This is a genomic window from Kibdelosporangium philippinense, from assembly GCF_021390435.2.
GTDB lineage: Bacteria > Actinomycetota > Actinomycetes > Mycobacteriales > Pseudonocardiaceae > Kibdelosporangium > Kibdelosporangium philippinense.
In genome coordinates this window covers 648083-672887 of the sequence record NZ_JAJVCN010000001.1, presented here as the reverse complement: position 1 = coordinate 672887, position 24805 = coordinate 648083, and the positions used below count along the sequence as shown (strand labels likewise).

Sequence of the window (24805 nt, the reverse complement as noted above, 5' to 3'; positions counted from 1 at the left end):
TTCGGGGCTGCCCCTAGTGGTCAGGGACTGCTCAGATGCCGAGGAGGCGCTTGACGCGCTTCTCGTCGTTCTGGGAGACGTCGGTCGTGCCCTCAAGGCGACGGGTCAGCTTGCTGGGCTTCTTCTCCAGGATGTGCCGCCGGCCGGCCTGCTCGCGCTTCAGCTTGCCCTTGGCGGTCACGCGAAAGCGCTTGGCAGTGCCCTTGTGCGTCTTGTTCTTAGGCATGGTCGTCCTCATCTAGGTGCTTCCGCCCGTGGATTCCCGGGCGGAAGCGCTGTCTACTTCAGGTGACCCCGAGTACTTACTCGGCGGGGTCTGGCTCCTGCGGCGTCGTCGCCTTCGTCTTCGGCTTGGCGTTCTTGTGCGGCGCCAGAACCATGATCATGTTTCGGCCGTCTTGCTTCGGTGAGGACTCGATGACCCCCAACTCGGCCACGTCGTCGGCCAACCGCTGCAACAACCGGTATCCGAGCTCCGGGCGGGACTGCTCACGGCCACGGAACATGATGGTGATCTTGACCTTGTTGCCGTGCTCGAGGAAGCGGACAACCGCGCGCTTCTTGGTCTCGTAGTCGTGCGGGTCGATCTTCGGCCGGAGCTTCTGCTCCTTGATCACCGTGAGTACCTGGTTGCGCCGGGACTCGCGAGCCTTCTGCGCGCTCTCGTACTTGAACTTGCCGTAGTCCATGAGCTTGCAGACAGGCGGGCGGGCCTGCGGGGCCACCTCGACGAGGTCGAGATCCGCCTCCTGAGCGAGGCGGAGCGCGTCCTCGATACGGACGATCCCGACCTGCTCGCCGTTCGGCCCGACAAGGCGGACCTCCGGCACCCGGATGCGGTCGTTAATACGTGACTCGGAGCTGATGGTGCCTCCTCTTTCCCGAGTACAAAGTCTCTTTGTGTCTCTACGCTGCGGCCTGCGGTGTGACCCCAGTAACGCGTCAGGCCCCGCCGTCATTTCTGACGCGGGGCCCGCTGCCTACACCGATCCACGACATGCACGCACGTCGCGCCGCAGCAAGCTCACGCTGCTGCGATAAAGACCGGACCCGGACACCTCAAGCGGTGACGCGGGTGGGAGCGGGGCTCCACTTGCCGCCCCCGTGGGTACAGGGGCTGGTCGCACGTGGAAGGGTACCAGACTGTGAACGACCCCGCCGCAGACCCTGCCACCAGTGACAACGCTCGTGACCTAGGCGACATTCCCAGTGTTGAGGTGATCAGCCGGGCAGCTGTGATGCTCATGTCGGCCGCCGCCGAGCGCCTCGGCCTCGCGGACCCGGATCCGGACGAGTCCCCTCGCCGCGACCTTGACGAAGCCCGCCGCCTGATCACGGCCCTCGCCGGCCTGGTGACCGCTTCCGTCGAGTATCTCGGCCCGCACGCCGGGCCCCTGCGCGAGGGCCTGCAGTCCCTGCAACGAGCGTTCCGCGAAGGCTCCGCGTTCCCGGACGAGCCAGGCGCCGGTCCGGGCGAGAAATACACCGGCCCCGTCTACTGAAAAACCCTCGTGAGTGGTTAGGCGTGTTCTAACACGCCTAACCACTCACGAGGAGCTACCTGCGAAAACGGCCCCCGGGAGGTCCCGGGGGCCGCATATGTGTTGGGGGTCGGACCCAACTGTGACCCGGCGCCGGTGAGGCGCAGGAGGGGAGGCCAGCGCCGGATCACATGATCTGTGGGGACTACTTCTTCAGCTTGTCCTTGGCCTTCTTGCCGTCCGTGCCGGCCACGAACCAGACACCCTGCACGCCTTCACCGTTGGCCTGGCACGGCGCGGTGTCCTTGGCGAAGCGGTAGACCGGGGAACCCGCGACCGTCACCTGCTTGGTGCCGTCCTTACGGGTGACCGAACCGATCAGGCTCTTGTCGACGCCCTCGGCGATGATGTTGTCCTCGGCCTTCAGCGGCGGCCATGCCTTGGCGCAGTCGCCGTCGCAGTTCGACGCCGACGGATCCTTGGTGTCCTTGTCGAAGATGTAGAGCGTGAAGCCCTTGTCATCGGTCAGCACCTTGCCGAACGGCTTGACGTCCATCGCACGCACCACGGTCGTTCCCGGCGCGGCAGCCTTCACCTTGTCCTTGGCGCGGGTGCCGTTGGGGGCCATCGTCCACCAGACGCCGCCGACCGCTTCACCGGTCACGTCGCCAGCCTTGGTGTCCTTCTCGTAGTAGTACGCGGGCCAGCCCGCGACGGTCAGCTGCTTCTTGCCGTCGGGACGGTCGATCGAACCGATCTGTGCCTTCTCGACGCCTTCGAGCGTCATGTTCTCGTTGAAGGCGACGATCGGCCACGCCTTCTCACACGCGTCCGCACAGTTCGACTTCGGCGGCTTGGGGGTGTCCTTGTCGAAGCGGTAGATCGCTTTGCCTTCGGCGTCGGTCAGAATCGTGCCGAGCGCACCGGATTCCGTTGCCTTCAAACCAGAAGTGCCTGCCGCGTTCCCGGTTGGCGCGTCGTCGACGGGCACCGTCCCGGTCGGCGCTGCGACGGTCGGCGGTTGCTGCTGGAGCTGCCGCTGATTGGCCGCTGGCGTCGCTGTGGGGCTCGCCCCGCACGCCGCGGTGGCCAGCACGGCGCCGACAGCTGCCGCGGTGGCAAGGATGTGCCTCACCCGAGCTGATGCCATGACTAGGATCCCTTCTCCCGCTGATGCCCCTGTCGCATCTCTGCGGGGCGGTGGTCGCTCACCCACAACACGAGCTGACCCCCGACAGCGGTTCAGGCGGATCTGAGAATTTTTTAGAACGGCCTCAGGCCAGCGAAAACGATGCTGAGGGTGCGCGCGCGAAGGTCACGGCTCCAGCCCGCGTGCAGCGCCCCGTGCGCGGCGGCGGTGAACAAGGCCATGACTTCGTCGAGTCGCACGTCGTCACGGACCGCGCCAACTTCCTGTGCGTTCACCAGAAGCGTGCCGATCGCAGCGCGCAGGAGCTGTGCCTGACTGCCGACCTCTATGTCCACACCCAACAGTTCGACCACGGTTTTCCTGCCAGCGGCCTGTTCCACGGCCTGGGTGAAGAATGTGAAGAACGCTGTTTCCGGATCGCCTTCGGCGGCAAGCGTTTCCGCGTCGCGGGCCAGCCGGGCCGCCAGTTCCTTCATCATCGCGGCGAGCAGGTCGTTCTTGGTCGGGAAGTGCCGGAAGACAGTGCCGATGGCGACGCCAGCGCGCCTGGCTACCTCCTCTGTGGACGCATCGGCGCCGGACTCGACGAAGACTTCCTCGGCGGCGGCGAGGATCTTGGCCCGGTTGCGCAGGGCGTCGGCACGCATGGCTCCCCTTTGACAAGATGAGTCGTCACTCACTATCGTCGAAAGTGAGTCACTACTCATCTTAACCCTGGAGGGTCGATGACACCTCGCGAGGCGTTCGAGAAGATGCGGGACTTCTGGCTGACCGGAACCGAGCACTACATCTGGGCGCCGGATCTCGTTGTGGAGACGCCCTTCGGCGTGACGAAGCGGATCCGCGGCGCGGAGAACTTTCGCGAGATCGCCAGGGCGGGCCGGGCCGCTCTGCCGGTGACGCTCACCGAATGCACGACCATCGCCATCCACGACACCATCGAGCCCGATGTCATCGTGGTGGAGTACGAACTGGCTGGCATCGTGAACGCCACCGGAGAACGGCACTCGGCCCGGTTCATCGGCGTCCTGACCGTGCGCAACGGCAAAGTCGTGCACTGGCGCGAATATCAGGACACCGCCCGGATGGCCGCCGCGGGTGTTGGCTAAGGCTCGATCGACTGGCGGTGCCGGAAGACGTTACGTGGGTCGTACTTCGCCTTCACCTGACGCAGGCGCGGGTAGCTTCCCTTGTAGTACAAGGTCGACCACGGCACGCCGGACTTGTTGAACGTCGGATCCTGCAAGTCGATGTCCGGATAGTTCACGTAACACCCGTCGGTCACCGCGTTGGGCACCGGCACACCACCGGTCGAGGCGTACACCGACGAGTAGAAGTCGCGGAACCACTGGAGGTGTCGCGCGTCCTCCGCCGGATCCTTCCAGTACACCTGATACTGCAACTTCATGATCGAGTCCCGCTGCGGCACAGCGGTGTCCGTCGACGCCACCGAGTTGATTTTGCAGCCGTACGAGTCGATCTGCACCAAGGCGTTGGGGTTGTTGTACTCAGCCGTCAACGCCTTGTACATCGCCGCGATCTGCTCGGAGGTGTGCGCTTTCCGCATATACGCCGACTTGTAGTCGCCGCGGAACTCCCATCCGCCGCCGCTCAAGGCAAAGGTGCCGTTGAGCCACGGCAACCGCTGCGGCTCTTCGAATTGCGGCAATGCCGCGAAGTGACCGGCCCGCGTGATGTTGGCCGTTCGTGACGCCTGCACGCCGTTGAAGACGTACGCCACGAAGTCGTCCAGCAGCTTGCGGGCGTTGGGCACGGTCGCGTCGGCCTGCGTGGTCATCGCGACCTGGCCGCCGATCTCTTTGGTGATCGGGTCCTGTGTCCGCTTGTTCAGCTTGAGCAAACCGAACAGCCCGGCGTACGGCGAGTCCGGCGCACTGTTCTGCTCGTGCCACTTGCCGAAGTTGCCGACGATCGTGGCGAATTCCGCCTCGGTAAGGTCCTTCCAGTTCACCGCGACCGAATGCAGGAAGATCTCGGACGGCGGCTTGGGCAGGAAGGTCGCCGGGTCGGTCCCGGTCGCCGTGCGGGACTTCAGCAGGAACCGTGTGACGACACCGAAGTTGCCGCCGCCACCGCCGGTGTGCGCCCACCAGAGTTCCCGGTTCGGGTCGTTGGCCTCGCGGGTCGCGATGACCGACCGTGCCTTGCCGGTCGCGTCGACCACGACAACCTCGACGCCGTACAGATAGTCGACGGTCAGCCCGAACTGCCGGGAGTTCAGACCGTAGCCACCGCCCGTGATGTGCCCGCCCGCGCCGACGGTCGCGCACGAGCCGCCCGGGATGATGACACCCCAAACCCGGTACAGCGCCTCGTAAACCTGAAAAAGATTCGCACCAGCACCGACCGAGATGGCGTTCACTGCCGGGTCGTAGCCGATATCGTCCAACTCGGACAAATCGAGAACTACTTGCTTCCCACTGTAAACAAAGTCTTCGTAGCAGTGACCACCGCTCCTGATCCCGATCTGCTTGCCCGCGGTCACCGCCTCCTGCACCGCGGCAACGACTTGCGCGGTGGAGTTGACCACGCGGACGGCTTCCGGCGAGCCGATCCACCGTGGGTTGGTGCCACGGACCATGTCGATGTATCTCGCGTCGCCCGGCCGCACTGTGGTGGCCGGAAGGCTGACCCCAGCCTCCGCTTCCTGTGCCGCCGCGGTCGTGCTCGTCACCGCGACCCCCACCGCGGCGGCACCGGCTCCCGCCAGAAAACGGCGGCGTCCGACCTCACTCATTTGGATTGTCACCCCTTTGAAGCGTGCAACCCCCAGCGCCTTCCAGACGACCACCGCCCAGGTCAGACGTGCCATGAGTTGATCAGGTTGTTGTGCAGTGCAAAATGTCGTGTTGTCGGCGTAACAGGTCCAGACCACGTGTCATGCTTCACACTGTGTCCAGTCAGCCCAGTTCGCGAAACCAGTCGTCGTCCCTACGACGCGCGCTTTCGGTACTCCAGTACGTGTCCGACCGGGCGAACGCGACCCGCGGGGTCCCGCTGTCACGTATCGCCGAGGACTTGAAGATCAGCAAGAGCAGCGTGCTGCGCCTGACAACTCCCCTGCTCGACACAAATCTGCTCATCCGGGACCGGCAAACCGGCTGGTTCCGGCTAGGCCACGGCGCTTTGCGCCTCGGCCAGGCCTACCTCGCGTCGTTGGATCTGCGTACCGTGGCGGCGGAGCCGTTGCGGCGCATGCAACGCACGCTTGGCGAGACCTGTCATTTGGTCGTGTACGAGCCGCCGGATGTTGTCTACATCGACAAGGTCGAGAACGACCATCAGGTACGGATGGCTTCCCGGATAGGCAACCGAGTGCCCGCATATCGGACAGCGGTGGGAAAAGCGATCCTCGCCTGGCTGCCCGAAGAGGCGGTTCAGGCGGCGATAGATCGTGGCCTGCAGCCGGTGACCGATCGGACGCTCGCCGAACCCGCCGAACTACGCGCGGATCTGCAACGCATCCGGCGCCGCGGCTACGCCATCGACGACCGGGAGAACGAGGAGGAAGTGCGATGTATCGCCGCACCGATCTTCGACCACAGCGACGAAGTGATCGGTGCGCTTTCGGTGTCGTCACTCGCATCCCGGATGAAACCGGCCCGCGTGCGTGAGGTCGGTCCGATCGTGATGCGCTACAGCATGGAGATCTCCCGGGTCTTCGGCTCGGTCAAAGTGCCAGCCGAGGTCCCCCGGGAATAGTTCGCCGTTCCCCGTACGGTCACTTCGGTGGCCGTACGGGGTTGCCTCAGGCGAGCATCGCGATGATTGCGACGAGTGGCGGCACGCCCTGACCGAACGGGCCCCAAACGTCGGCGTCCTTTTCGCGGCCGAGGCCGAGACGGTTGGAGATGAACAGCATGGTTCCCGACAACACCATGAAGCCACACGTGTAGAACACGAACGCGCGCCCGAGTTCCACGTTTCCACTGTGCACAGAGACCAGTCCGAAGACCGTGCCCGCGGCAAGGAACAGGTTGTAGAAGCCTTGGTTGAACGACCAGAGCAGTACCGCTGGCACATCCTCCGAGCGAATCTTGAAAACGCCCCAGTGCACGCCTTCCCTGCGGAAAAGGACTGTCTCCCATGCGAAGGCGATGATGTGCACGAGTGCGGCGATACCGGCGAAAACCGTGGCGATGAGAGTCATGACTCCACCTTGATGCCGTGCTTACCGGCTACCTCGTAAGGGTTCTCCGCTGTGGACAATTCACGGAAGAACTTTCCCATGGCATCGGTGATGCTGAGCGCCAGAAACCGGACCGATGGCGTGTGGACAGTGAAGGTGTGGATCGCGTTCGGCGGGATCGTGATCGACGAACCCGGTCCCATGTCATAGATCTCGCCCGAAACGAGCACGGCCATCCGCCCGTGCAACACGTAGTACGACTTCGGCCACGGTGTGCCGTGAGGTGGTGTCACCGGGCCGCGGGGTGCGTCAATTTCGAACACCTCGTACGCGCCGCCGGTGTGTGACGCGTCGATTTTGACGGTGACCTGTGCGTCGGGTGCGGACAGTTCCAGTCCTTCACCCGCTGTGCTGAAGTGAGTCATGAAGCGACGGTATGAACCGGCCGTTTTCGATGAAATCCCGGAATTGTGGGATATCGGGTGCACACGGGCAGGCGCATACTTCCAGACATGTGGGAAGGCCGCGCGGATGGCGCGAAACGCGACATCGCCGCACTCGTCAAGACGGGTCTCGGTGTCGCGGAGCTGCACACGGCGGCGATCGCCGTGGTCGACCGGGTTGTCCCCGTCGAGCTGGCCTGCTGGGCTTCCCTCGATCCGGACACCGCCGCGATCAGCTCGATGACCAGTGGCGTGAACCGAATCCCCGGACAATACGAGCCATTGCTCGCAAGCTTCGAGTACGACGGCCATGAGCCGAACACCTTCGCCCAACTCGCCCAACGCAGCGAGCCGGTCGCCCGGCTGGAGGACACGTCGCACAGCGGCCGGTTCAACGAGGTCTGGCGTCCGTTGGGCTTGAATTCGGAGCTACGGACGATGTTCCGCGTCGACGGCACCTATTGGGGCGCTGCGGGGATGGTCCGGACTCATCCGTTCAGCGACCGCGAGGTGGAGTTCATGGCTTCGATCGCGCCCGCTCTGGCCGCCGCGACCCGGGTTGCCGCTCGATGCAGCCCAAGTGGCGGTGGGGAGGCCGCGATCGTTGTCGTGGACTCGCAGGGTGTGCCGAGGGCTGTGACGGCCGCGGCTCAGCAGTGGCAGGCCGAATTGGACACGATCGCTCCCGGCCGGTTCTTGGTGATGTTGCGTGCGGTTGCCGTGGGCGCTCAGGCTCAGGGGACGTTCCGTGCTCGGATCCGGGACGCGTCCGGGGGCTGGATCTTGGTGCAGGGCAGCAAACTCATCTCCGACGCGGACCTCGCCGAGACTGTCGTGACGTTCGATCGCGCGTCCGGTATGGAGCTGCTCGGGGTGTTGTTCGCCGCTTATGGTTTGACCACAAGGGAACGGGACATTTGCCGCGAGGTGATCGCTGGGCGGTCCACTTCGGACATCGCGGCCAGGCTCGCCATCACCGCGCACACCGTCCAGGATCACTTGAAGTCCGTGTTCGGCAAGGTCGATGTGCGCAGTCGTGGCGAGCTGGTCGCGAAACTGACCTCGTGAGTGGTTAGCCGCGTTAGAACTCACGTAACCACTCACGAGGTTGTTGGGCACTCAGTCCACCACTGCCAAGCCGTCGATCTCGACGAGCAGGCCGGGCGGCAGGCCGACGTAAACCGTTGTCCGCGCGGGGAAGTCGCCGCCGAGGAACTCCGCGTACGCCTCATTGAACTCGGCGAAGTGGGACACGTCGGTCAGGTACGCGCGCAGCATCACCACGTCGTCCAACGAGGCGCCGCCTGCTTCCAGGACGCGCTTGACGTTCGTGAGCACCTGGCGGGTCTGCTCGGCAACGGTGGTGCCGACGACCTCACCCTGCTCGTTGAACGCGACCTGGCCGGCCACCTGAAGGATGTTGCCCTTCCGCACCCCGTGGTTCAGCGGCACCGCCGGCTTCACGGTGCCCTCGGGGTGGATGAAGGTCCTGGCCATGTTCTTCCTCTCCTATCGGTGATATCCGCATTCGGCGGACGCTTTCTCCGCCGCGCGCAGCAGGTCTGGAACGAGCGCGAGCAACCCGTCAAGATCCAACAGTACCTTCGGGACCGACAACGACATCGCGGCGAGAACTTCGCCACGGGGGCCGCGGATCGGTGCGGCCACACAGTGGATGAAGTCCTCGTGCTCGGAGTTGTCGACGGCGTAGCCGCGTGCGGCAACGGTTGCCAGTTCTGAGAGGTACGCCTCGGGAGTCAGGATCGTGTTCTCGGTCTTCTTCTCATAGTTGATCCCGAATGCGATCTCGCGGCGGCGGTCTTCGGGGAACGCGGCGACCAGGATCTTGGCGACGGCCGTGCAGTGCAGCAGGGCCCGTTTGCCGATCCGGGAGTACATCCGGACTTGGTGGCGGCTCTCGAACTTGTCGATGTACACGACTTCGCCGTCCTCATACGAAGCCAGGTGCACGGTGTGTCCGGTTTGAGCATTCAGCTCGCGCAACGCGGGTTCGACGCTCCGGCGTACGTCCCGGTCCTCAAGCGACCGGTGAGCCAGGTCAAACAGGGCCGTCCCGAGCCGGTAGTAGCGGACGCCCTCACGTTGCACGAACCGATGCGATTCGAGGGTCCGCAGCAGCCTCAAAACCGTCGATTTGTGCACGCCGATGGTCTCGGCGAGCTGGTCCAACGTGCGCGGCCCCTCGGCCAAACCGTCCAGAAGCGTGAGTGCCCGATCGAGGCTTTGGCTCATGCTAAGACTCCCTGCTCGGTGAGATGGGCGTCCGCCCACTCAGCCGCGTCCGCGTCGAGCAGGGATGTCACCAGCTCTGGCGGTAGCGGTGTACCGACATCATCATGCGTCCGCAATGTCGTGGCGGCCTGCAAATGTCCGGATCGCAACCGTCTGACCGGCGACTCACCGGCCAGGGTCGCGGCCAGGAACCCGGCGGCGAACGCGTCGCCCGCACCTACCGGTTCGACCACATCGACCCGCAGAGCGGGTTGGAAAACCGAGGCGTCCCCTTCGAGCAAGGTCGCCCCGCGTGAACCGTGCTTGACCACGATCGTCGCTGGGCCGGGCAGGATGCGGCGGATTTCCGCCGGGTCGCTCGTGCCCCAGACTTCCTGCGTCTCGTCGTCCCCTGCCAGCACGATGTCCGCCGAGTTGGCGAGTTCACGCAAGACCGAGGTGTCCCGATCAGTCCACAGTTTGGGCCGCCAGTTCAGGTCGAACGACAGCCGGAACGTGTTCCGAGGGGCCGCGAAGAGGGCACGCGTCAGCTCGAGGCACGAGTCCGAAAGCGCGGCCGTGATGCCGGTCAGGTGCAGTACGCGGACGTTCAAGTCCAGTTGCGAAAGCAGCGACGGCCCCATGCCGGACGCGGCCGAACCGCGCCGGTAGTACCGGACCGGGCTGCCGCCCGCGTTGCTTTCCTTGACGTACAGGCCGGTCGGCCGGACGGGATCGATCACCACCCCGGACACGTCCACCCCGTGCGACGCGACCGTGTTGACCACGGCTTTGCCGAAGGCGTCCGCGCCGACCGCGCTGACCCACTTCGCCCGCAGGCCCAGCATGGCGCTGTTGCACGCCACATTGGACTCGGCGCCGCCGACGGTCCGGATCCACGTGCGGACCTGGTCTACCGGTCCCGGTTCGCCCGGCACGAACAGTGCCATGGACTCACCGAGGCACAGCACATCGGTCTCCACAGGTTTTCCCATCCTTTCCCCCAAGCGGCGGTGGGGGCCTCGAAGTAGCAACGTTGACCTGGCGGCGATGGGGATGCTACACACCACCGCATCACATCGCGCAATAGCCGTTGCAACATACGCAATGAGAGGCAGGGAGATGGTCGAAGGAGCGAGCATCAACTCCGACGCGGTGGACCGCCTGCGCGAGGAGCGGATCGACTGGCGCTTCAAGGGTCTGCCGGACGCACTGTCCGGCAAAACCATCGCCGAGGCCCTGGCCACGCGCCCGAACCTGTTCTCCGACGGCTTCGTCGGCCCATTGGTCGTTCTGGACAACGATGCCATCGATCACAACGTCAGCACTATGAGCCGTTGGTGCGAATCCAAGGGCGTCGCGCTGGCTCCGCACGGTAAGACGACCATGGCGCCGCAGCTTTTCCGCCGCCAACTGGACGCCGGTTCTTGGGCGATCACGACCGCGAACGCGAGCCAGTTGCGGGTCTACCGGGCCTTCGGCGTGAGCCGGATCCTGCTGGCCAACCAGCTCATCGACCCGTCGGCACTGCGCTGGCTGGCCGGTGAACTCGAAGCCGACCCTTGCTTCGAGTTCTCCTGCTGGGTCGACTCCGTTCGCGGCGTCGAGCTGATGACCGAGGCACTGCAGGGCGCCAAGCGTCCGGTCGATGTAACCGTCGAACTGGGTGCACACGGGGGTCGTACCGGTGCGCGGGACATTCCGACCGCGATCGCCGTGGCCGAAGCGGTTGTCGCGAGCCCGGTCCTACGCTTGGTCGGCGTCTGTGGCTACGAGGGCGCGCTCGCTCACGATGCGTCCGAGGCGGCTTTGGCCAAAGTGGACGGTTACCTTGCCGCGGTTCGTGAGCTGGCAGTGGCATTGAAGGACAAGTTCGAAGATCCCGATCGGGTGATCGTGACCGTCGGCGGCAGCGCGTACTTCGATCACGTGGCCGACGCCCTGACCCAGCCCTGGGGCGACATGAATGTCCTGCCGGTGCTGCGCAGCGGCGCGTACGTGACCCACGACGACGGCTTCTACCGCGGCATCTCACCCCTCGGCGAGCACGCCCGAATCTCCGGCTCGCCCACCTTCCGCAGCGCGCTGCGTGCCTGGGCCCAGGTGACGTCCAAACCCGAGGACACCCTGGCGTTGCTGACGATCGGCAAACGCGACGCGTCCTTCGATGAGGGATTGCCAGAGCCGCAAGTGATCCGTACCGCCGACGGCACGAAGCCGTTGACCGGCTGCACGGTCACGGCGATGAACGACCAGCACGCTTTCCTTGCCATCGGCGAAGGCGCGGACGTCCAGGTCGGTGACTGGGTCGGCCTTGGCCTGTCGCACCCGTGCACGGTGTTCGACAAGTGGCAACTGCTTCCCGCGGTCGGCGCGGACGGCGAGACCGTGGTCGACTTCATCCGGACCTACTTCTAAAGGGAGTCCGAAATGGACATCGTGCTTCGCGGGGCGACGGTGGTCGACGGCACCGGCGCCCAGCGGTACCAGGCGGACGTCGGCTTATCGGCCGGGCGGATCGCCGAGATCGCGACCGGGCGAAGACTGGACGGCACCCGCGTGATCGACGCGCAGGGCCTCGTCCTCGCGCCGGGGTTCATCGATATGCACTCCCACTCCGACCTGCAGGTCCTGGCCAAGCCCGACCATCTGGCCAAGGTCTCGCAGGGCGTGACGAGCGAGGTCTACGGCCAGGACGGCCTGTCGTACGCACCGGTCAACGACGAGACCCTGGCCGGGCTGCGCTCACAACTGGCCGGGTGGAACGACGATCCGCCGGGGTTCGACTGGAACTGGCGTAGCGTCGGCGAATACCTCGACCGGCTGGACCAGGGCATCGCGGTGAACGCGGCGTATCTGCTGCCGCAGGGCACGATCCGGATGATGGTCGTCGGGTGGGAGGCCCGGCCGCCGACAGAGTCCGAAATGGACACGATGAAAGAGGTTGTGGCCCAGGGCTTGCGGGAAGGCGCGATGGGCCTGTCCTCCGGCCTGACGTACACGCCAGGCATGTACGCGGACACCGCCGAACTCGTGGCATTGTGCGAGGTCACGGGCAAGCTCGGCGGCTACTACAGCCCCCATCACCGCAGTTACGGCGCGGGCGCGCTGGAGGCGTACGCCGAGATGGTCGACGTGTCCCAGCGCTCCGGCTGCCCGCTGCACCTGGCACACGCGACGATGAACTTCCCGGTCAACAAGGGCCGTGGCGTCGAACTGCTTGCCTTGCTGGACGATGCGATCGCCGGTGGCTGCGACATCACCCTGGACACGTATCCCTATCTGCCCGGCGCGACCTACCTGTCAGCACTTCTGCCGAGCTGGTCGACCGAAGGCGGGCCGGACGCGGCGATCGCGCGAATGTCCGATCCGGACACTCGGGAGAAGATCCGGGTCGACCTCGAGGTGAACGGATCCGACGGCTGCCACGGCGTTCCCGTTGACTGGGACTCCATCGAGATCAACGGTGTGCGCAAGGACGCGAACCTGCACCTGGTCGGGCACAGCGTCGCCGAGTCGGCACGCACCGCGGGCAGGCCGCCGTCGGAGCTGTACTTCGACGTGTTGATCGACGAGCGAATGGGTAGCTCGTGCCTGATGCACGTCGGCCACGAGGACAACGTCCGGGCGATCATGAAGCACGCGGCGCACACAGGCGGCAGCGACGGAATCCTCGTCGGTGAACGCCCGCATCCGCGTTCGTGGGGAACGTTCCCGCGCTATCTCGCGCGTTATGTCCGTGAGCTGGGCGTTCTCGAACTGGAGGAGTGCGTCGCGCACCTGACCGGCCGGGCTGCCAATCGCTTGCGCCTGAACGATCGTGGCCTTGTCCGGGAGGGCTTCGCCGCTGATCTCGTGTTGTTCGACCCCGAGACCGTCGCCGACACCGCGACATACGACAACCCACGGCAAGTCGCGACCGGCATCCCGTATGTGCTGGTCAACGGCGTGCCGGTGATCGACGACGGTTCTCACACGGGCGCGACGCCCGGACATTCACTGCGTAACCCAGGAGGCAGTGTTTGATTGTCCTCGCTCCGCTCGGACGGGCTTTGTCGCCGGAAGCCGAGCATTTCCACCCCGCCCCACGCGACCGACGCCGCGCTGCGGCTGCTTGCCGCCGTGGGCAGGGCGGCGTCGGGCGTGTTGCGTGGCGTAAACGCCCGGCGCGACAAAGCCATGCACTGTCAGAACACAGTTAGGACTGAACCATGGATCTCATCGCCGAGCTGAAGGCGTGGCACTCGCTGTGCATCATCCGGGCGCCGCAGATCGCCGATCCCGCCGGACTGGGCAAGACCCTTGTCGAGTCGGGACTGCCGATCGTGGAGTTCTCCTTCACCACGCCGAACGCGCCGAAGCTGATGGAGCAGGCCGCCAAAGTGGACGGTCTGATCCTCGGCGCTGGCACGGTGATGACCGAGCAGGACGCCCGCGACGCGATCAACGCGGGCGCGAAGTTCCTGCTCACCCCCGGACTGCGGCCAAAGGTGGCCGCGGAGGCCGTCCGACAGGGCGTGCCGATCGTGCTCGGGGCGATGACCCCGACCGAAGTGGCTGACGCGCTGGACATGGGCGCGACGGCCGTGAAGGTGTTCCCGGCGGCAAGGCTTGGTCCTGCGTACTTCAAGGACCTGCACGGCCCTTACCCGGGCATACCACTGGTGGCGACCGGCGGCCTGAACGCCGCCAACGCCGCGGAGTACCTGGAAGCCGGCGCGCTCGCGGTCACCGCGGGCTCCGGCGTGGTCTCCCCCGCATTGGCCGCCGACTCACGGCTGGCCGAAATCGCCGCTCGGGCACGGGAGTTCGTCGACGCGGTCGCTACCGCACGCGTCACTGAAAACTGAGGGAGCAGTCCAATGGTGGACTGGTTGCAACACACGACGGGTGGGCTGCTGACGCTCGCCGCGGTCGGAATCGCGCTGCTGCTCGCGATGATCATCGTGTGGAAGGTCGAACCCTTCATCGCGTTGCTGATCGTCGGTGTCGGCACCGCGCTCGCCGCGGGCATTCCGGTGGAGACGCTGGTCGGGTCCATTCAGTCGAGCAACTCCGGCTCGCTGATCGAGACCGGGTTCGGCAACATCCTCGGCCATATCGCCGTGATCATCGGGATGGGGACGTTCCTCGGCGCCATCCTCGAGGCTTCCGGTGGCGCACAGGTGCTGACCCGGAAACTGTTGCAGGCTATCGGCGAGAAACGCGCGCCGCTCGCGATGGGCCTCGCCGGGCTGATCTTCGGTATCCCGGTCTTCTTCGATATCGGCATCTTCGTGCTCGCACCGCTGGTGTACGTGGTGGCCAAGCAGTCCGGTCGCTCGATCCTGCTGTTCTGCCTGCCGCTGCTTGCCGGTCTGTCCGTCACGCACGCGTTCCTGCCGCCGCACCCCGGTCCGGTGGCCGCGGCTGGTCTGCTGGGTGTCGGGCTCGGCTGGGTGATCCTGTTCGGCGCGATCTGCGCGATCCCCGCGTGGGCCGTCGGTCTGTGGTTCGCCAACTGGATCGGCAACCGCATGCACATCGAGGTGCCCGAGGAGATGCTGGCCGCGGCCAGGGAACACGAGGACAAGCCGGGCACCGCGACCGCGCCTGCGAAGACCGAGCCGAAGCTGAGCACGGTCGTCACGATCATCGCGATCCCGTTGGTGCTCATCCTGATCGGTACGTTCGGCAGCATCGCGCTGCCGAAGAGGTCGTTCGCCGCCGGTGTCGCCACGTTCTTCGGCACGCCAGCGATCGCGCTGACCATCTCGGTGCTGCTCGCATTCTGGCTGCTCGGTTACCGCCGTGGCATGACCCGCAGCCAGGTGTCCACGATCGCCAACGCCTCGCTCAAGCCGGTCGCCATGATCCTGCTTGTTGTCGGCGCTGGTGCGTTCTACGGCCGTGTGCTGACCGTCAGCGGTATCGGCAAGGCCGTGCAGTCGTCGCTCGCGGACATCGGCTTGCCGGTGCTCGTGGCGGCTTATCTCATCTCGTGTGGTCTGCGGATCGCGCAGGGTTCGGCCACCGCGGCGATCGCGGCCTCGGCGGCCATCATCGGCCCGACCATCGCGAACGCGGGCTACACACAACCACAACTGGCGCTCATCGTCGCCGCCATCTGCGCCGGTTCGATCATCGCCTCGCACGTCAACGACGGCGGGTTCTGGATCGTGTCGAGGTATTTCGGCATTTCCGTGAAGGACACGCTGAAAACCTGGACAGTGCTGGAAACCATCTTGTCCGTGGTCGGTTTCGCGGTGGCCGCGGTCTTGATGATCTTCATCTAACCCCTGCTTAGAGAGGATCTCCACAAGGTGAATTCATTGAATCGGCGCGCCTTTCTCGGCGCCGCGGGCGTTGGCGGCCTGATGCTGGCGACGGGGGTCCCGGCATCGGCCCAAGGGAGAGCAGTGTCCACTGTGTACATCGGCAGCTTCACCAGCTGGGGCACGCCACCCGGCCCTGGTTTCGTGGTCGGCTCGGCCGACTCCGTGTCCGGGAAGCTGACACTGACCGGCGGAGTGAGCGGGATCGTGGATCCGTCGTGGTTCGCGTACTCGCTCGACGGCCGAATCCTGTACTCGACCAATGAGTCCGCTACCGGCAAGGTCACGGCCTTCAGCCTCGCCGATCCGCTGCGGCCGCGCGTGCTCAACTCGGCCAACGTCAACGGCGCCGGGCCGACGCACGTGAGCCTGCATGGCAAGCACCTGCTGACCGCCAACTACAGCAGCGGCAGCGTTTCGGTGCTGTCGTTGCTGGCGGATGGCAAGGTCGGTGCCGTGACCGATGTCGTCAAGCACACCGGCGGAAGCCGGAATTCGCACGCGCATCAGGTCGTGACTGACCCGAGCGGGCGGTGGATCGTCGTTGTCGACCTCGGCACGGACTCGGTGTACGTCTACAGCATCGACACGGCCGGGAAACTGAAGCTCAACCAGCAGTTGGTGCTGCCTTCCGGTCTCGGCCCACGGCACTTGACGTTCCATCCGAACGGCAAGTTCGCCTACATCCTTGGTGAGCTGCGGTCCGAAGTGACCGTGGCGGCTTGGGACGCGACCGCGGGCAAGTTCACCCCAGGACAGGTGATCAGCACTTTGGGAGGCGCCAAGCCGCCGGAGAACTACCCTGGCGAGATCCAGATCTCGCCGGACGGGCGGTTTGTCTACGCCTCGAACCGTGGTCACGACAGCCTTGCCACGTTCGTCGTCGGCGAGCAGGGCAAGTCGCTGGCGTTCGTCAGCACAACGCCGACAGGCGGCACCTGGCCTCGGCACTTCACCCTTGGCCCAGGCGGTAACTGGGTGTACGTGGCCAACCAGAACTCGCACACGATCAACTGGCTGCCGCGCGATCCAGGCACCGGAAAGCTCGGCACCTCAGCGGGTTCGGTCAAGGTCAACAGCGTAGGCATCGTCTCCTTCAAGTAATCCCTGGTCACCCCTCGTGAGTGGTTATGCGTGTTCTAACACGCATAACCACTCACGAGGAGGTGGTCTAGACCCTTGTGCCGGGCAATTGTCCGTTCTAGCATCGCGGCATTGCCACATGTGAAACGCGCGTTGCATCAGACGCAACCGGAGGAACAATGAAGATCAAAGGTGTGCTCGCTGCAGCCGCTGTGGGGGCCTTAGTCGTCGCGTGTGGACCGCCGCAGGCGCAGAACAACCAGCAGCAGCAAACGGGCAGCCCGGGCCAGCCGGTTGGCGAGATGACCGGCGAGCTGAAGGTGTGGCTGTTCCAGGAAGCCAACAACGCGCCGAAGGAAGCCGTGGTCAACGAGGCCAAGCAGGAGTTCGAGGCGGCGCACCAGGGTGTCAAGGTCACCGTCGAGTACCTGCCGGTCGACGGCCGCGCGACGCGGTTCAACGGTGCCTTCAACGACAAGAACTCCTCGCCCGACGTGGCCGAGTTCGGCAACACGGACCTCGCGGGCTACACCGCGTCCAACGGTTTCGCCGACCTGACCGCCGATCTGGGGGCATGGGCGGACAGCAAGGACCTCATCCCGTCTGTCGTGGACACCGCGAAGGTGAAGGGCAAGACCTACGGAATCCCTTGGTACACAGGCACTCGCGCGCTGTACTACCGGACCGACGTGTTCACCGAGCTCGGCCTGCAGCCACCGAAGACCTTGGCGGAGCTGACCGAGACGGCTCGCAAGATCCGTCAGTCCAAGCCGGACCTGTACGGCATCGCGGTCGGCGGCAAGTACATCTACGCCGCTTTCCCGTACATCTGGGCAAACGGCGGCGATCTGGCCAAACAGGACGGTGACAAGTGGAGCTCGGCACTGACGAGCCCGCAAACTCGTGACGGCTTGCGTCAGTACGCCGAGCTGCTGAAGGACGACATCTGCCCGCCTGCGGCGTGCGCCCAGCTGACCGGTAGCCAGTCGGTCGCGCAGTTCGCCGGTGGCAAGGCAGGCATGACGATCGGTGGCGACTTCAACCGCAAGGCCGTGGAAGCGGGCACGGTGAAGGGCAAGTACGCGGTGGTTCCGTTGCCTGGCAAGGACGCGGGCTCGACCGCACCGGCCTTCGCCGGTGGCAACCTGCTCGGCGTGTTCGGCGCGAGCAAGAAGCACACGCTGTCGCTCGAGTTCATCAAGCTGTTGGGCGGCAAGAACTACCAGAACAAGATGTACACCGCGATGGGCAACCTGCCGACGTTCAAGGACGTTCAGGAGCAGGTGGCCAGTGCGGACAAGTTCGTCGAGCCGTTCGTGAAGACCGCGCAGGCTGGCACGAAGTTCGTCCCGGCGACCCCGGCCTGGACCAAGATCGACGCGCAGAACATCATCCCGACCGCGATCCAGCAGGTCGCGACGGGTGGCCAGTCGGTCGACGCGGCGACGGAAGCGGCCGCATCCGAGATGAACAAGGCATTCGGTAGCTGATGACGACTCAACTAGCCCCTGCGGCGCCGAAGGTTGCTCTGGCGCCGCAGCGGCCTGTCCGCAAGAAGCGCGAAGGCCGGGCGGCAGTGATGTACCTGCTGCCCGCGGGAATCCTGCTGCTGGCGCTGATGGCATACCCGCTGTACCAACTCGTCCAGATCTCGTTGTACGAGTACAACCAGCCGCAAGCCAGTGGCGCGGAACCGTTGGTGTTCATCGGCCTTGACAACTACATCGAACTGTTCGGCGACGAGCAGTTCTGGTCCGTGCTGGTGTCGACGGTGTTGTTCGCGGCCGTGTGCGTGGTCGGCAGCTTGCTCGTCGGGACGGCGCTGGCAATCCTGGCGACCCGGGTGCGAACATTGCCCCGGATGTTGCTTTTCCTTGCCGCGCTTGGAGCTTGGGCGACGCCCGCGATGGCCGGATCGTACATCTGGCTGTTCCTGTTCGACGCGGACTTCGGTGTGGTCAACGAAATTCTCGGGATGCAGGGGCATTCCTGGACTTTCGACCGGCTCTCGGCCTTCGGGCTGGTGGCGGCCGAGGTGATCTGGTGCTCGTTCCCGTTCGTGATGATGACGATGTACGCGGGGATCAAGAACATCTCCTCGGAGATCATCGAGGCCGCGCAGCTGGACGGGGCGAGCTGGCGGCGGACCGCGACGCAGGTGATCCTGCCGATCCTGAGGCCGCTGATCGTGATCGCCACGATCCAGTCGATCATCTGGGACTTCAAGATCTTCACGCAGATCTACGTGATGACCAACGGTGGCGGCATCGCCGGGCAGAACCTCGTGCTGAACGTCTACACGTACCAGAAGGCGTTCGCGGGTGAGGAATACGGCTTGGGCGCGGCCATCGGTGTGGTGATGACGGTGTTGTTGATGCTGATCACGGTGTTGTACTTGCGGACGCAGCGGAGGACCGGATGGCAACCCTGACCCTGCGGAAGCCGCGCCGCCGCCCTGGCCGTCTGATCGCCGAGATCGCGTGCTGCGTCATCGCGGCCCTTGTCGCCGTCCCCCTCTACTGGATGGTCCTTTCGGCCTTCAAGCCTGCGGGCGAGATCCAGTCCGCGACGCCGTGGACCTTCGCGCCCAGCTTCGAAAGCTTCTCCCGAGTCCTTGATTCCCAAGGCTTTGGGCGATACTTCATGAACAGCGCGATCGTCGCCCTCTGCGTCGTCGCTTTGTCGATGCTGCTGTCGTTCCTTTCCGCAGTCGCGTTGACGCGCTTCCGGTTCAAGGGCCGGACCGTCCTGCTCGTGATGTTGCTTGTCGCCCAGATGGTTCCGGTCGAGGCACTCACCATCCCGTTGTTCTTCATGGTCCAGCAAGTCGGCACAACCGCACCTGCCTTCGGGCTGAACGAGTTGGCGCCCTTGGTGTTGGTGAACCTCGCATTCAGCCTGCCGTTCGCGATCTGGATGCTGCGCGGTTTCGTCGCAGCCGTCCCGGCCGAACTGGAGGAAGCCGCTGCGTTGGACGGCGCCAGCCGGATGCGGTTCACCTGGCAGGTGCTGTTTCCGTTGGTGGCGCCCGGTCTTGTCGCAACGAGCGTGCTCGCGTTCATCCACGCGTGGAACGACTTCCTGTTCGCCCAAACGCTGATATTCTCGGACGTGGACAATCGCACACTGCCCCAGGCGATGCGGGTGTTCTACAAGCCGGAAGAGCTTGACTGGGGCGGAATCATGGCTGGGGCCACGTTGATGACGATCCCGGTGCTGATCTTCTTCATCTTCGTCCAACGGCACCTGGCGTCCGGACTCTCGGGAGCGGTCAAGGGATGACGAGTTTCGAAGGTATTCTGCCCCATCCTTCCTCGGTCACCACCGCGGAAGGAACCTTCACCAGCGCGGCTCCGGCGGAGCCATCGATCACGTTCACCGACGCCCTGCCGAGCGAGGGGTATCGGATAACCATTACGCAGCAAGGTGTCGCCACCGAAGCCGCCGACGAGGCCGGTGCCTTCTACGCCGCGCAAACCCTGCGTCAGCTCTACGGCGCCGACCGGTTCAGGGCCGCGTCGCTCCACAAAGGACCGTGGGAGCTGCCCTGTGGCACGGTCGAGGACAAGCCGAGGTTCAAGTGGCGTGGCGTGCTGCTGGACGTGGCGCGCCACTTCATGCCGAAGTACGAGGTGTTCCGGTTCATCGACCAGATGGCCGCGCACAAGCTCAACGTGCTGCACCTGCACCTGACCGACGATCAGGGCTGGCGCATCGAGGTCCCCGCGTACCCGCTGCTGACCCAGGTCGGCGGCTGGCGCACGGGTTCGTGGGTCGGCCGTCAGCCGGACGGCACCAAAGAACACGACGGCCGCCCGCACGGCGGTTTCTACACCACGGACGACATGCGTGAGCTCGTCGCGTACGCCAAACAACGGCACATCACGATCGTGCCGGAGGTCGACGTCCCCGGACACAGCCAAGCGGCGATCGCGGCGTACCCGAAGCTCGGCAACACCGACGAACAGCTGCCGGTGCTGCGTAACTGGGGCATCAACCCGAACATCCTGAACGTCTCGGACGACACGATCGACTTCTACAAGACCGTGCTCGACCACGTCGTCGACATCTTCGACGGACCGGTGATCTGCCTCGGCGGCGACGAAGTCCCGACCATCCAATGGAAGGACAGCCCGGCCGCGGCGCAGCGGATGGCCGAGCTCGGCTTCACGGCCGAGGTTCAGCTGCACGGCTGGTTCATCGCGCAGCTGGCCAATCACCTGGCCAAGCACGGCCGCCGATCCCTTGGCTGGGACGAGATCCTGGACGCGGGCGGCCTGACCGACGACGCGATCATCGCATCGTGGCGTGGCGAGGAGGCCGGTGTCACGGCGGCCTCGTCCGGCCACGACGTCGTGATGTGCCCTGAGCAGTACGTCTACCTCGACCATCGGCAGTCCGCGCATCCCGACGAGCCGATCCCGGTCGGCTTCCTGCGCACCCTGGAAGACGTCTACGGCTACGAGCCCATCCCCGCGGCGCTCGCGCCGGAGTTCCACAAGCACGTCCTCGGTGCGCAGGCTCAGGTCTGGACCGAGCACCTGGACAACCCCCGGCGCGTGGACTACGCGGTCTACCCGCGGCTCGCCGCGTTCGCCGAGGTCGTCTGGTCGTCCCCAGCGGGACGGTCGTACGAGGAATTCGAGACCCGCCTGGTCAACCACCACCTGGCCAGGCTGGATGCCATGGGTGTGGAGTACCGGCCGCTCACCGGCCCACACCCATGGCAAACCCGTCCAGGAGCGCCCGGCAGGCCCCGCTAACCGGCCGCCAGGCGGTAGAACAGCTCAGGCCTGCCCACCTGGCCGTACTGCGGACGCCGGACAACCGTGCCGGTGTCCGCGAGGTGTTCGAGGTAGCGACGGGCCGTGACGCGGGAAATGCCCACCACGCTCGCGGCCCCAACCGCCGACAGTCCTTCAGGCGTCTCCCGCAACGCGGCCACGACAGAGTCCAACGTGTCCGCGCTCATCCCCTTCGGCAACCCAATGCCCTCGGTCCCCCTCAGCGTCGCGAGTGCACGGTCGACATCGGCCTGACCAGCCGCCTCACCCGCTGCCATGACGGCCGCGCGGAACTCGGCGTACCGCTCCAGCTTGTCGCGCAACGTGGCGAACGTGAAGGGTTTCAGCAGGTACTGCACGACGCCCGCGGACACCGCGGCACGGACCATCGCCAGGTCCCGCGCGGACGTCACGGCGATGACATCGATGTTCGGATTGGCCGCCCGCAGCGCGCGGCTGATCTGCAGCCCGTGCGCGTCCGGCAGGTACAGGTCCAGCAGGAGCAGGTCGATCGGGTGCTGTTCGACGAACCGCTTCGCCTCGGCGCCGGTGTGGGCGACTCCGGACACCGAGAAGCCCGCCACCCGCTCGACGTAGAGCCGGTGCGCGTCAGCAGCTACAGGGTCGTCCTCGACCACCAAAACCCTGATCATCTCGACAGCCTCACGGGGCCAGCTCGTCCGGCCTACCGCCGAATAGTCTCTCCCACGAGGGCCCCGGATCAGTAGCCGGGCGCGCCTTACCACTGATCGGAACCAAACCGACACTCACCGGCAGCACAAGGCCATTGTCCATCTTGCTGAGCAGTCCCGAGGCGTGCCGACGCCCAATTCGCCAGCCCATCACACATTTCCAGCGCCCGAAAATCTCGAGCCCCGAAAAGGGAAGCTCGCCAAAACAATAGCCGAAGGCTCGGCAGCTCTGAGTGCCCTAGCCATCCAGTCGACACCTTTCACCCACGACCGTCTGCGGCAAATACCCCCACGACCTGGGTAGTTGACCCAACACCTTGCCCCTTCAGACGTGACAACATAACGTTGTCAGCATGCCAATCAACCCGGACACTCGCCTTACCTGGGACCGTGAGCAGCAAATCCTGAGCCAACTCCGACGCTACCTTCCCAATGGCCACAAAGAAGGACATCCGGGCATATTCAACATGGCCCAGATGGTCAGCGCGTGCGCATTCGGATCAGCGAAGCACGACGACTCGCGCCGCGAGGCCGGTCTGCCCACGATCGACGAAGTCACCGCGGCCGACATGGTCGCGGCGCTGAGCCTGGTCCCGCAGATCCGCATCGACCTCGACAACATCGAGGCCAAGCTGATCGAGGCGGCCCTGGACCGAGGGGAAACCTTTGAGTCGCTTGGTGAAGTCTTCGGGCTCACCCGGCAAGGCATGCGCCAGCGCTACCAACGCCTGCTGCACTCGCGCCTGACACCCGCGGACATCGCCAGCCACAAGGCAAAGAAGAAGAACTCAGCTCCCTGATCGAGTGGTACTGGCCTGCGCCGGTAGCCGCACGGTGAACACCGCGCCAATTTCCTGGCCAAGCTCGATCGTGCCGCCGTAGCGCCGGACGGTCTGGCCGACGAGAGCCAATCCCAGCCCACGATTCGAGTCCTTTGTAGACCATCCACGGGTGAAGGCGGCCCGTGAGGTCTCGTCATCAAGCCCTGGACCGGTGTCAGCAACGCGAAGCAACAGTTCGTCGCCGGTCTTCCGAACGGTGACAAAGACTTTCGGCGCTTCCTGCCCGTCAACCGCCGCGTCCAGCGCGTTGTCGATCAGGTTGCCCAGAATCGTCACCAAGTCCCGGCCAGGCATCGAAGTTTCCTCGATGTGCGTGTCCGGAGTGATCACCAGCTCCACGCCACGCTCGCTCGCCTCGGCTGTCTTGCCCAAAAGCAGCGCGGCAAGCACGGGTTCGCCGACTGCCGCGACGACTCGATCGGTCAGCTGCTGCGCGATTTCCAGTTCCTCCGTGGCGAATTGGACCGCTTCGTCGGCCCGGTCCAGTTCGATCAGGGAGACCACTGTGTGCAGCCGATTCGCGGCCTCGTGCGCCTGCGACCGCAACGATTCCGCGAAGCCCTTCACCGAGTCCAGCTCGCCGGTCAGCGCCTGCAGGTCGGTGTGGTCTCGCAACGTCACCACGGCGCCCTGGGTCGGGAGCTTGGACTTGTTGACCACGACCACCCGGCGATCGGTCACGTGGATCTCGTCGCGGACAGGACCGTCGGACAACAGACCGTCCACGAGAGACGATGGCAAGCCCAGTGTGGACAGTTTCCTGCCTTCGACGTCTTCCGGTACGCCCAGCAGGTCTCTGGCCGCGTCGTTGCACAAGGTCACGGTCCCGCGCCGGTCCAGAAGGAGCAGGCCTTCATGCACCGCGTGCAGGATCGACTCGTGGTAGTCGATCATCCGGCCGAGCCGGGCCGGGCCCATCCCGCGGGTCTGGCGGCGCACCCTGGCACTGACGAAGTACGTGCCGATCAGGCCGACGCCAAGCGCGGCAACGCCGACGAGTATCACGGCGACCAGACGGCCGGACAATTCATCCGCGATCGCCTCGACAGTGATCCCGACAGCCACCAAAGCCACTACACGATCGGCTGAAAATGCCGGGACTACGGCTCGTACCGACGGCCCGAGAGTGCCGACAAAAGTCTCGGTCAACACCCCGCCTTCCAATGCCTCCTTGGTGTTGCCGATGAAATGCCGCCCTATCTCCTGCGGGTTCGGATGGGTATACCTGATGCCCTCCGGATTCATGATCGTAATGAAATCAACACCCGTATCGTGACGTACATCTTCGGCGAACGGCTGAAGGATGTCGGTCGGCCTCGGCGTGGACAACGCCATGATCAGGGTCGGCGTATCCGCAACCGACTTCGCCACCGCGACGACTTCTCGCCGGGCCGTGTCCTCCGTGTTTCGGGCCGCGTCGAGGTAGGCCAGTATCGATCCACCCCCGACGATCACACCTACGATCACCACCTGCAACACCAGCAGCTGGCGGGCAAGACTCCACTCCCGCATGACCGTTAACCTCCGCGACGCACGACCGAAATGAACACAACCGTGACCGGTCTCATATCGGCACGGATAGTCTGCACAACCAATTCCCAGACCCTACGTCGCATACCCGCCTTCCCAGGAGG

At 65.2% G+C, this 24805-nt stretch carries 26 protein-coding genes; 14 read left to right on the top strand and 12 right to left on the bottom strand.

The window, feature by feature from the left end; translation table 11 throughout:
• Nucleotides 1-31: 31 nt before the first annotated feature.
• The gene (rpmI, locus tag LWC34_RS03250; RefSeq protein WP_233722909.1) at nt 32-226 is read right to left on the bottom strand and encodes a 50S ribosomal protein L35; all 195 of its coding nucleotides are present in this window, start codon (nt 224-226) and stop codon (nt 32-34) included.
• 76 nt (nt 227-302) lie between these two features.
• Nucleotides 303-866, bottom strand: a complete 564-nt coding sequence (gene infC, locus LWC34_RS03245; protein WP_443667750.1) for a translation initiation factor IF-3 — start codon at nt 864-866, stop codon at nt 303-305.
• Between the two features lie 279 nt (nt 867-1145).
• Here infC and LWC34_RS03240 point away from each other — a divergent pair, with 279 nt between their 5' ends.
• The gene (locus tag LWC34_RS03240) at nt 1146-1502 is read left to right on the top strand and encodes a DUF1844 domain-containing protein (RefSeq protein WP_233722907.1); all 357 of its coding nucleotides are present in this window, start codon (nt 1146-1148) and stop codon (nt 1500-1502) included.
• Between the two features lie 184 nt (nt 1503-1686).
• Here LWC34_RS03240 and LWC34_RS03235 read toward each other — a convergent pair whose 3' ends face one another.
• Entirely contained in the window at nt 1687-2631 is a 945-nt protein-coding gene (locus LWC34_RS03235; RefSeq protein ID WP_233722906.1) for a hypothetical protein, read from the bottom strand.
• Between the two features lie 113 nt (nt 2632-2744).
• Nucleotides 2745-3278, bottom strand: coding sequence for a TetR/AcrR family transcriptional regulator (locus LWC34_RS03230; protein ID WP_233722905.1), 534 nt, complete (start codon nt 3276-3278; stop codon nt 2745-2747).
• 78 nt (nt 3279-3356) lie between these two features.
• Between LWC34_RS03230 and LWC34_RS03225 the strand changes: the two genes are divergently transcribed.
• Nucleotides 3357-3740, top strand: coding sequence for a nuclear transport factor 2 family protein (locus LWC34_RS03225; protein ID WP_233722904.1), 384 nt, complete (start codon nt 3357-3359; stop codon nt 3738-3740).
• Here LWC34_RS03225 and LWC34_RS03220 read toward each other — a convergent pair.
• On the bottom strand, nt 3737-5389 hold the full coding sequence (locus LWC34_RS03220) for an FAD-binding oxidoreductase (protein WP_233722903.1): 1653 nt from the start codon (nt 5387-5389) through the stop codon (nt 3737-3739). The two genes, LWC34_RS03225 and LWC34_RS03220, sit on opposite strands and share 4 nt — an antisense overlap.
• A 155-nt stretch (nt 5390-5544) precedes the next feature.
• Between LWC34_RS03220 and LWC34_RS03215 the strand changes: the two genes are divergently transcribed.
• Nucleotides 5545-6354 (top strand): IclR family transcriptional regulator, encoded by an 810-nt coding sequence (locus LWC34_RS03215; RefSeq protein ID WP_233722902.1) that lies wholly within the window; start codon nt 5545-5547, stop codon nt 6352-6354.
• A gap of 46 nt (nt 6355-6400) precedes the next feature.
• Here LWC34_RS03215 and LWC34_RS03210 read toward each other — a convergent pair whose 3' ends face one another.
• Both LWC34_RS03210 and LWC34_RS03205 read right to left on the bottom strand, forming a co-directional pair.
• Nucleotides 6401-6802 (bottom strand): DUF1304 domain-containing protein, encoded by a 402-nt coding sequence (locus LWC34_RS03210; RefSeq protein ID WP_233722901.1) that lies wholly within the window; start codon nt 6800-6802, stop codon nt 6401-6403.
• Nucleotides 6799-7206, bottom strand: a complete 408-nt coding sequence (locus LWC34_RS03205; RefSeq protein WP_233722900.1) for a cupin domain-containing protein — start codon at nt 7204-7206, stop codon at nt 6799-6801. The genes LWC34_RS03210 and LWC34_RS03205 overlap by 4 nt, the downstream gene beginning before the upstream one ends.
• An 87-nt stretch (nt 7207-7293) precedes the next feature.
• Here LWC34_RS03205 and LWC34_RS03200 point away from each other — a divergent pair, with 87 nt between their 5' ends.
• Nucleotides 7294-8292: a helix-turn-helix transcriptional regulator gene (locus LWC34_RS03200; protein WP_233722899.1), complete on the top strand. Its 999-nt coding sequence runs from the start codon at nt 7294-7296 to the stop codon at nt 8290-8292.
• 51 nt (nt 8293-8343) lie between these two features.
• On the opposite strand, the gene LWC34_RS03195 is transcribed toward LWC34_RS03200, so the two are convergent.
• From LWC34_RS03195 to LWC34_RS03185, 3 genes are read right to left on the bottom strand one after another with little or no spacing between them, the layout of a single operon-like run.
• Nucleotides 8344-8721: a RidA family protein gene (locus tag LWC34_RS03195; protein WP_233722898.1), complete on the bottom strand. Its 378-nt coding sequence runs from the start codon at nt 8719-8721 to the stop codon at nt 8344-8346.
• A 12-nt stretch (nt 8722-8733) separates the two neighbouring features.
• Nucleotides 8734-9477, bottom strand: coding sequence for an IclR family transcriptional regulator (locus LWC34_RS03190; RefSeq protein WP_233722897.1), 744 nt, complete (start codon nt 9475-9477; stop codon nt 8734-8736).
• Nucleotides 9474-10451, bottom strand: a complete 978-nt coding sequence (locus LWC34_RS03185) for a sugar kinase (RefSeq protein ID WP_233722896.1) — start codon at nt 10449-10451, stop codon at nt 9474-9476. Before LWC34_RS03185 ends, LWC34_RS03190 begins: the two co-directional genes overlap by 4 nt.
• A 127-nt stretch (nt 10452-10578) precedes the next feature.
• Between LWC34_RS03185 and LWC34_RS03180 the strand changes: the two genes are divergently transcribed.
• The 9 genes from LWC34_RS03180 (at nt 10579) to LWC34_RS03140 (ending at nt 21616) form a co-directional block, all read left to right on the top strand.
• Nucleotides 10579-11874 carry an amino acid deaminase gene (locus tag LWC34_RS03180; RefSeq protein WP_233726352.1) on the top strand — a complete coding sequence of 432 codons (1296 nt, stop codon included), beginning with the start codon at nt 10579-10581 and terminating at the stop codon, nt 11872-11874.
• 12 nt (nt 11875-11886) lie between these two features.
• On the top strand, nt 11887-13482 hold the full coding sequence (locus tag LWC34_RS03175; protein WP_233722895.1) for an N-acyl-D-amino-acid deacylase family protein: 1596 nt from the start codon (nt 11887-11889) through the stop codon (nt 13480-13482).
• A gap of 185 nt (nt 13483-13667) precedes the next feature.
• Entirely contained in the window at nt 13668-14306 is a 639-nt protein-coding gene (locus LWC34_RS03170; RefSeq protein WP_233722894.1) for a bifunctional 4-hydroxy-2-oxoglutarate aldolase/2-dehydro-3-deoxy-phosphogluconate aldolase, read from the top strand.
• 12 nt (nt 14307-14318) lie between these two features.
• Nucleotides 14319-15731 (top strand): GntP family permease, encoded by a 1413-nt coding sequence (locus LWC34_RS03165; protein ID WP_233722893.1) that lies wholly within the window; start codon nt 14319-14321, stop codon nt 15729-15731.
• Nucleotides 15732-15758: 27 nt separating this feature from the next.
• Nucleotides 15759-16874: a lactonase family protein gene (locus LWC34_RS03160; protein WP_233722892.1), complete on the top strand. Its 1116-nt coding sequence runs from the start codon at nt 15759-15761 to the stop codon at nt 16872-16874.
• A 158-nt stretch (nt 16875-17032) separates the two neighbouring features.
• Nucleotides 17033-18343 carry an extracellular solute-binding protein gene (locus LWC34_RS03155; protein ID WP_233722891.1) on the top strand — a complete coding sequence of 437 codons (1311 nt, stop codon included), beginning with the start codon at nt 17033-17035 and terminating at the stop codon, nt 18341-18343.
• Nucleotides 18343-19284: a carbohydrate ABC transporter permease gene (locus tag LWC34_RS03150; RefSeq protein ID WP_233722890.1), complete on the top strand. Its 942-nt coding sequence runs from the start codon at nt 18343-18345 to the stop codon at nt 19282-19284. Before LWC34_RS03155 ends, LWC34_RS03150 begins: the two co-directional genes overlap by 1 nt.
• On the top strand, nt 19272-20135 hold the full coding sequence (locus LWC34_RS03145; RefSeq protein ID WP_233722889.1) for a carbohydrate ABC transporter permease: 864 nt from the start codon (nt 19272-19274) through the stop codon (nt 20133-20135). Before LWC34_RS03150 ends, LWC34_RS03145 begins: the two co-directional genes overlap by 13 nt.
• Nucleotides 20132-21616, top strand: coding sequence for a beta-N-acetylhexosaminidase (locus LWC34_RS03140; protein WP_233722888.1), 1485 nt, complete (start codon nt 20132-20134; stop codon nt 21614-21616). The genes LWC34_RS03145 and LWC34_RS03140 overlap by 4 nt, the downstream gene beginning before the upstream one ends.
• On the opposite strand, the gene LWC34_RS03135 is transcribed toward LWC34_RS03140, so the two are convergent.
• Complete coding sequence (locus tag LWC34_RS03135; protein ID WP_233722887.1) at nt 21613-22290, bottom strand: response regulator; 678 nt, start codon at nt 22288-22290, stop codon at nt 21613-21615. The two genes, LWC34_RS03140 and LWC34_RS03135, sit on opposite strands and share 4 nt — an antisense overlap.
• A 392-nt stretch (nt 22291-22682) precedes the next feature.
• Between LWC34_RS03135 and LWC34_RS03130 the strand changes: the two genes are divergently transcribed.
• Nucleotides 22683-23129, top strand: coding sequence for a hypothetical protein (locus LWC34_RS03130; protein WP_233722886.1), 447 nt, complete (start codon nt 22683-22685; stop codon nt 23127-23129).
• On the opposite strand, the gene LWC34_RS03125 is transcribed toward LWC34_RS03130, so the two are convergent.
• A complete protein-coding gene (locus LWC34_RS03125; RefSeq protein ID WP_233722885.1) occupies nt 23118-24683 on the bottom strand; it encodes an ATP-binding protein in 1566 nt (521 codons plus the stop codon). The genes LWC34_RS03130 and LWC34_RS03125 overlap by 12 nt on opposite strands.
• Nucleotides 24684-24805: the final 122 nt, after the last annotated feature.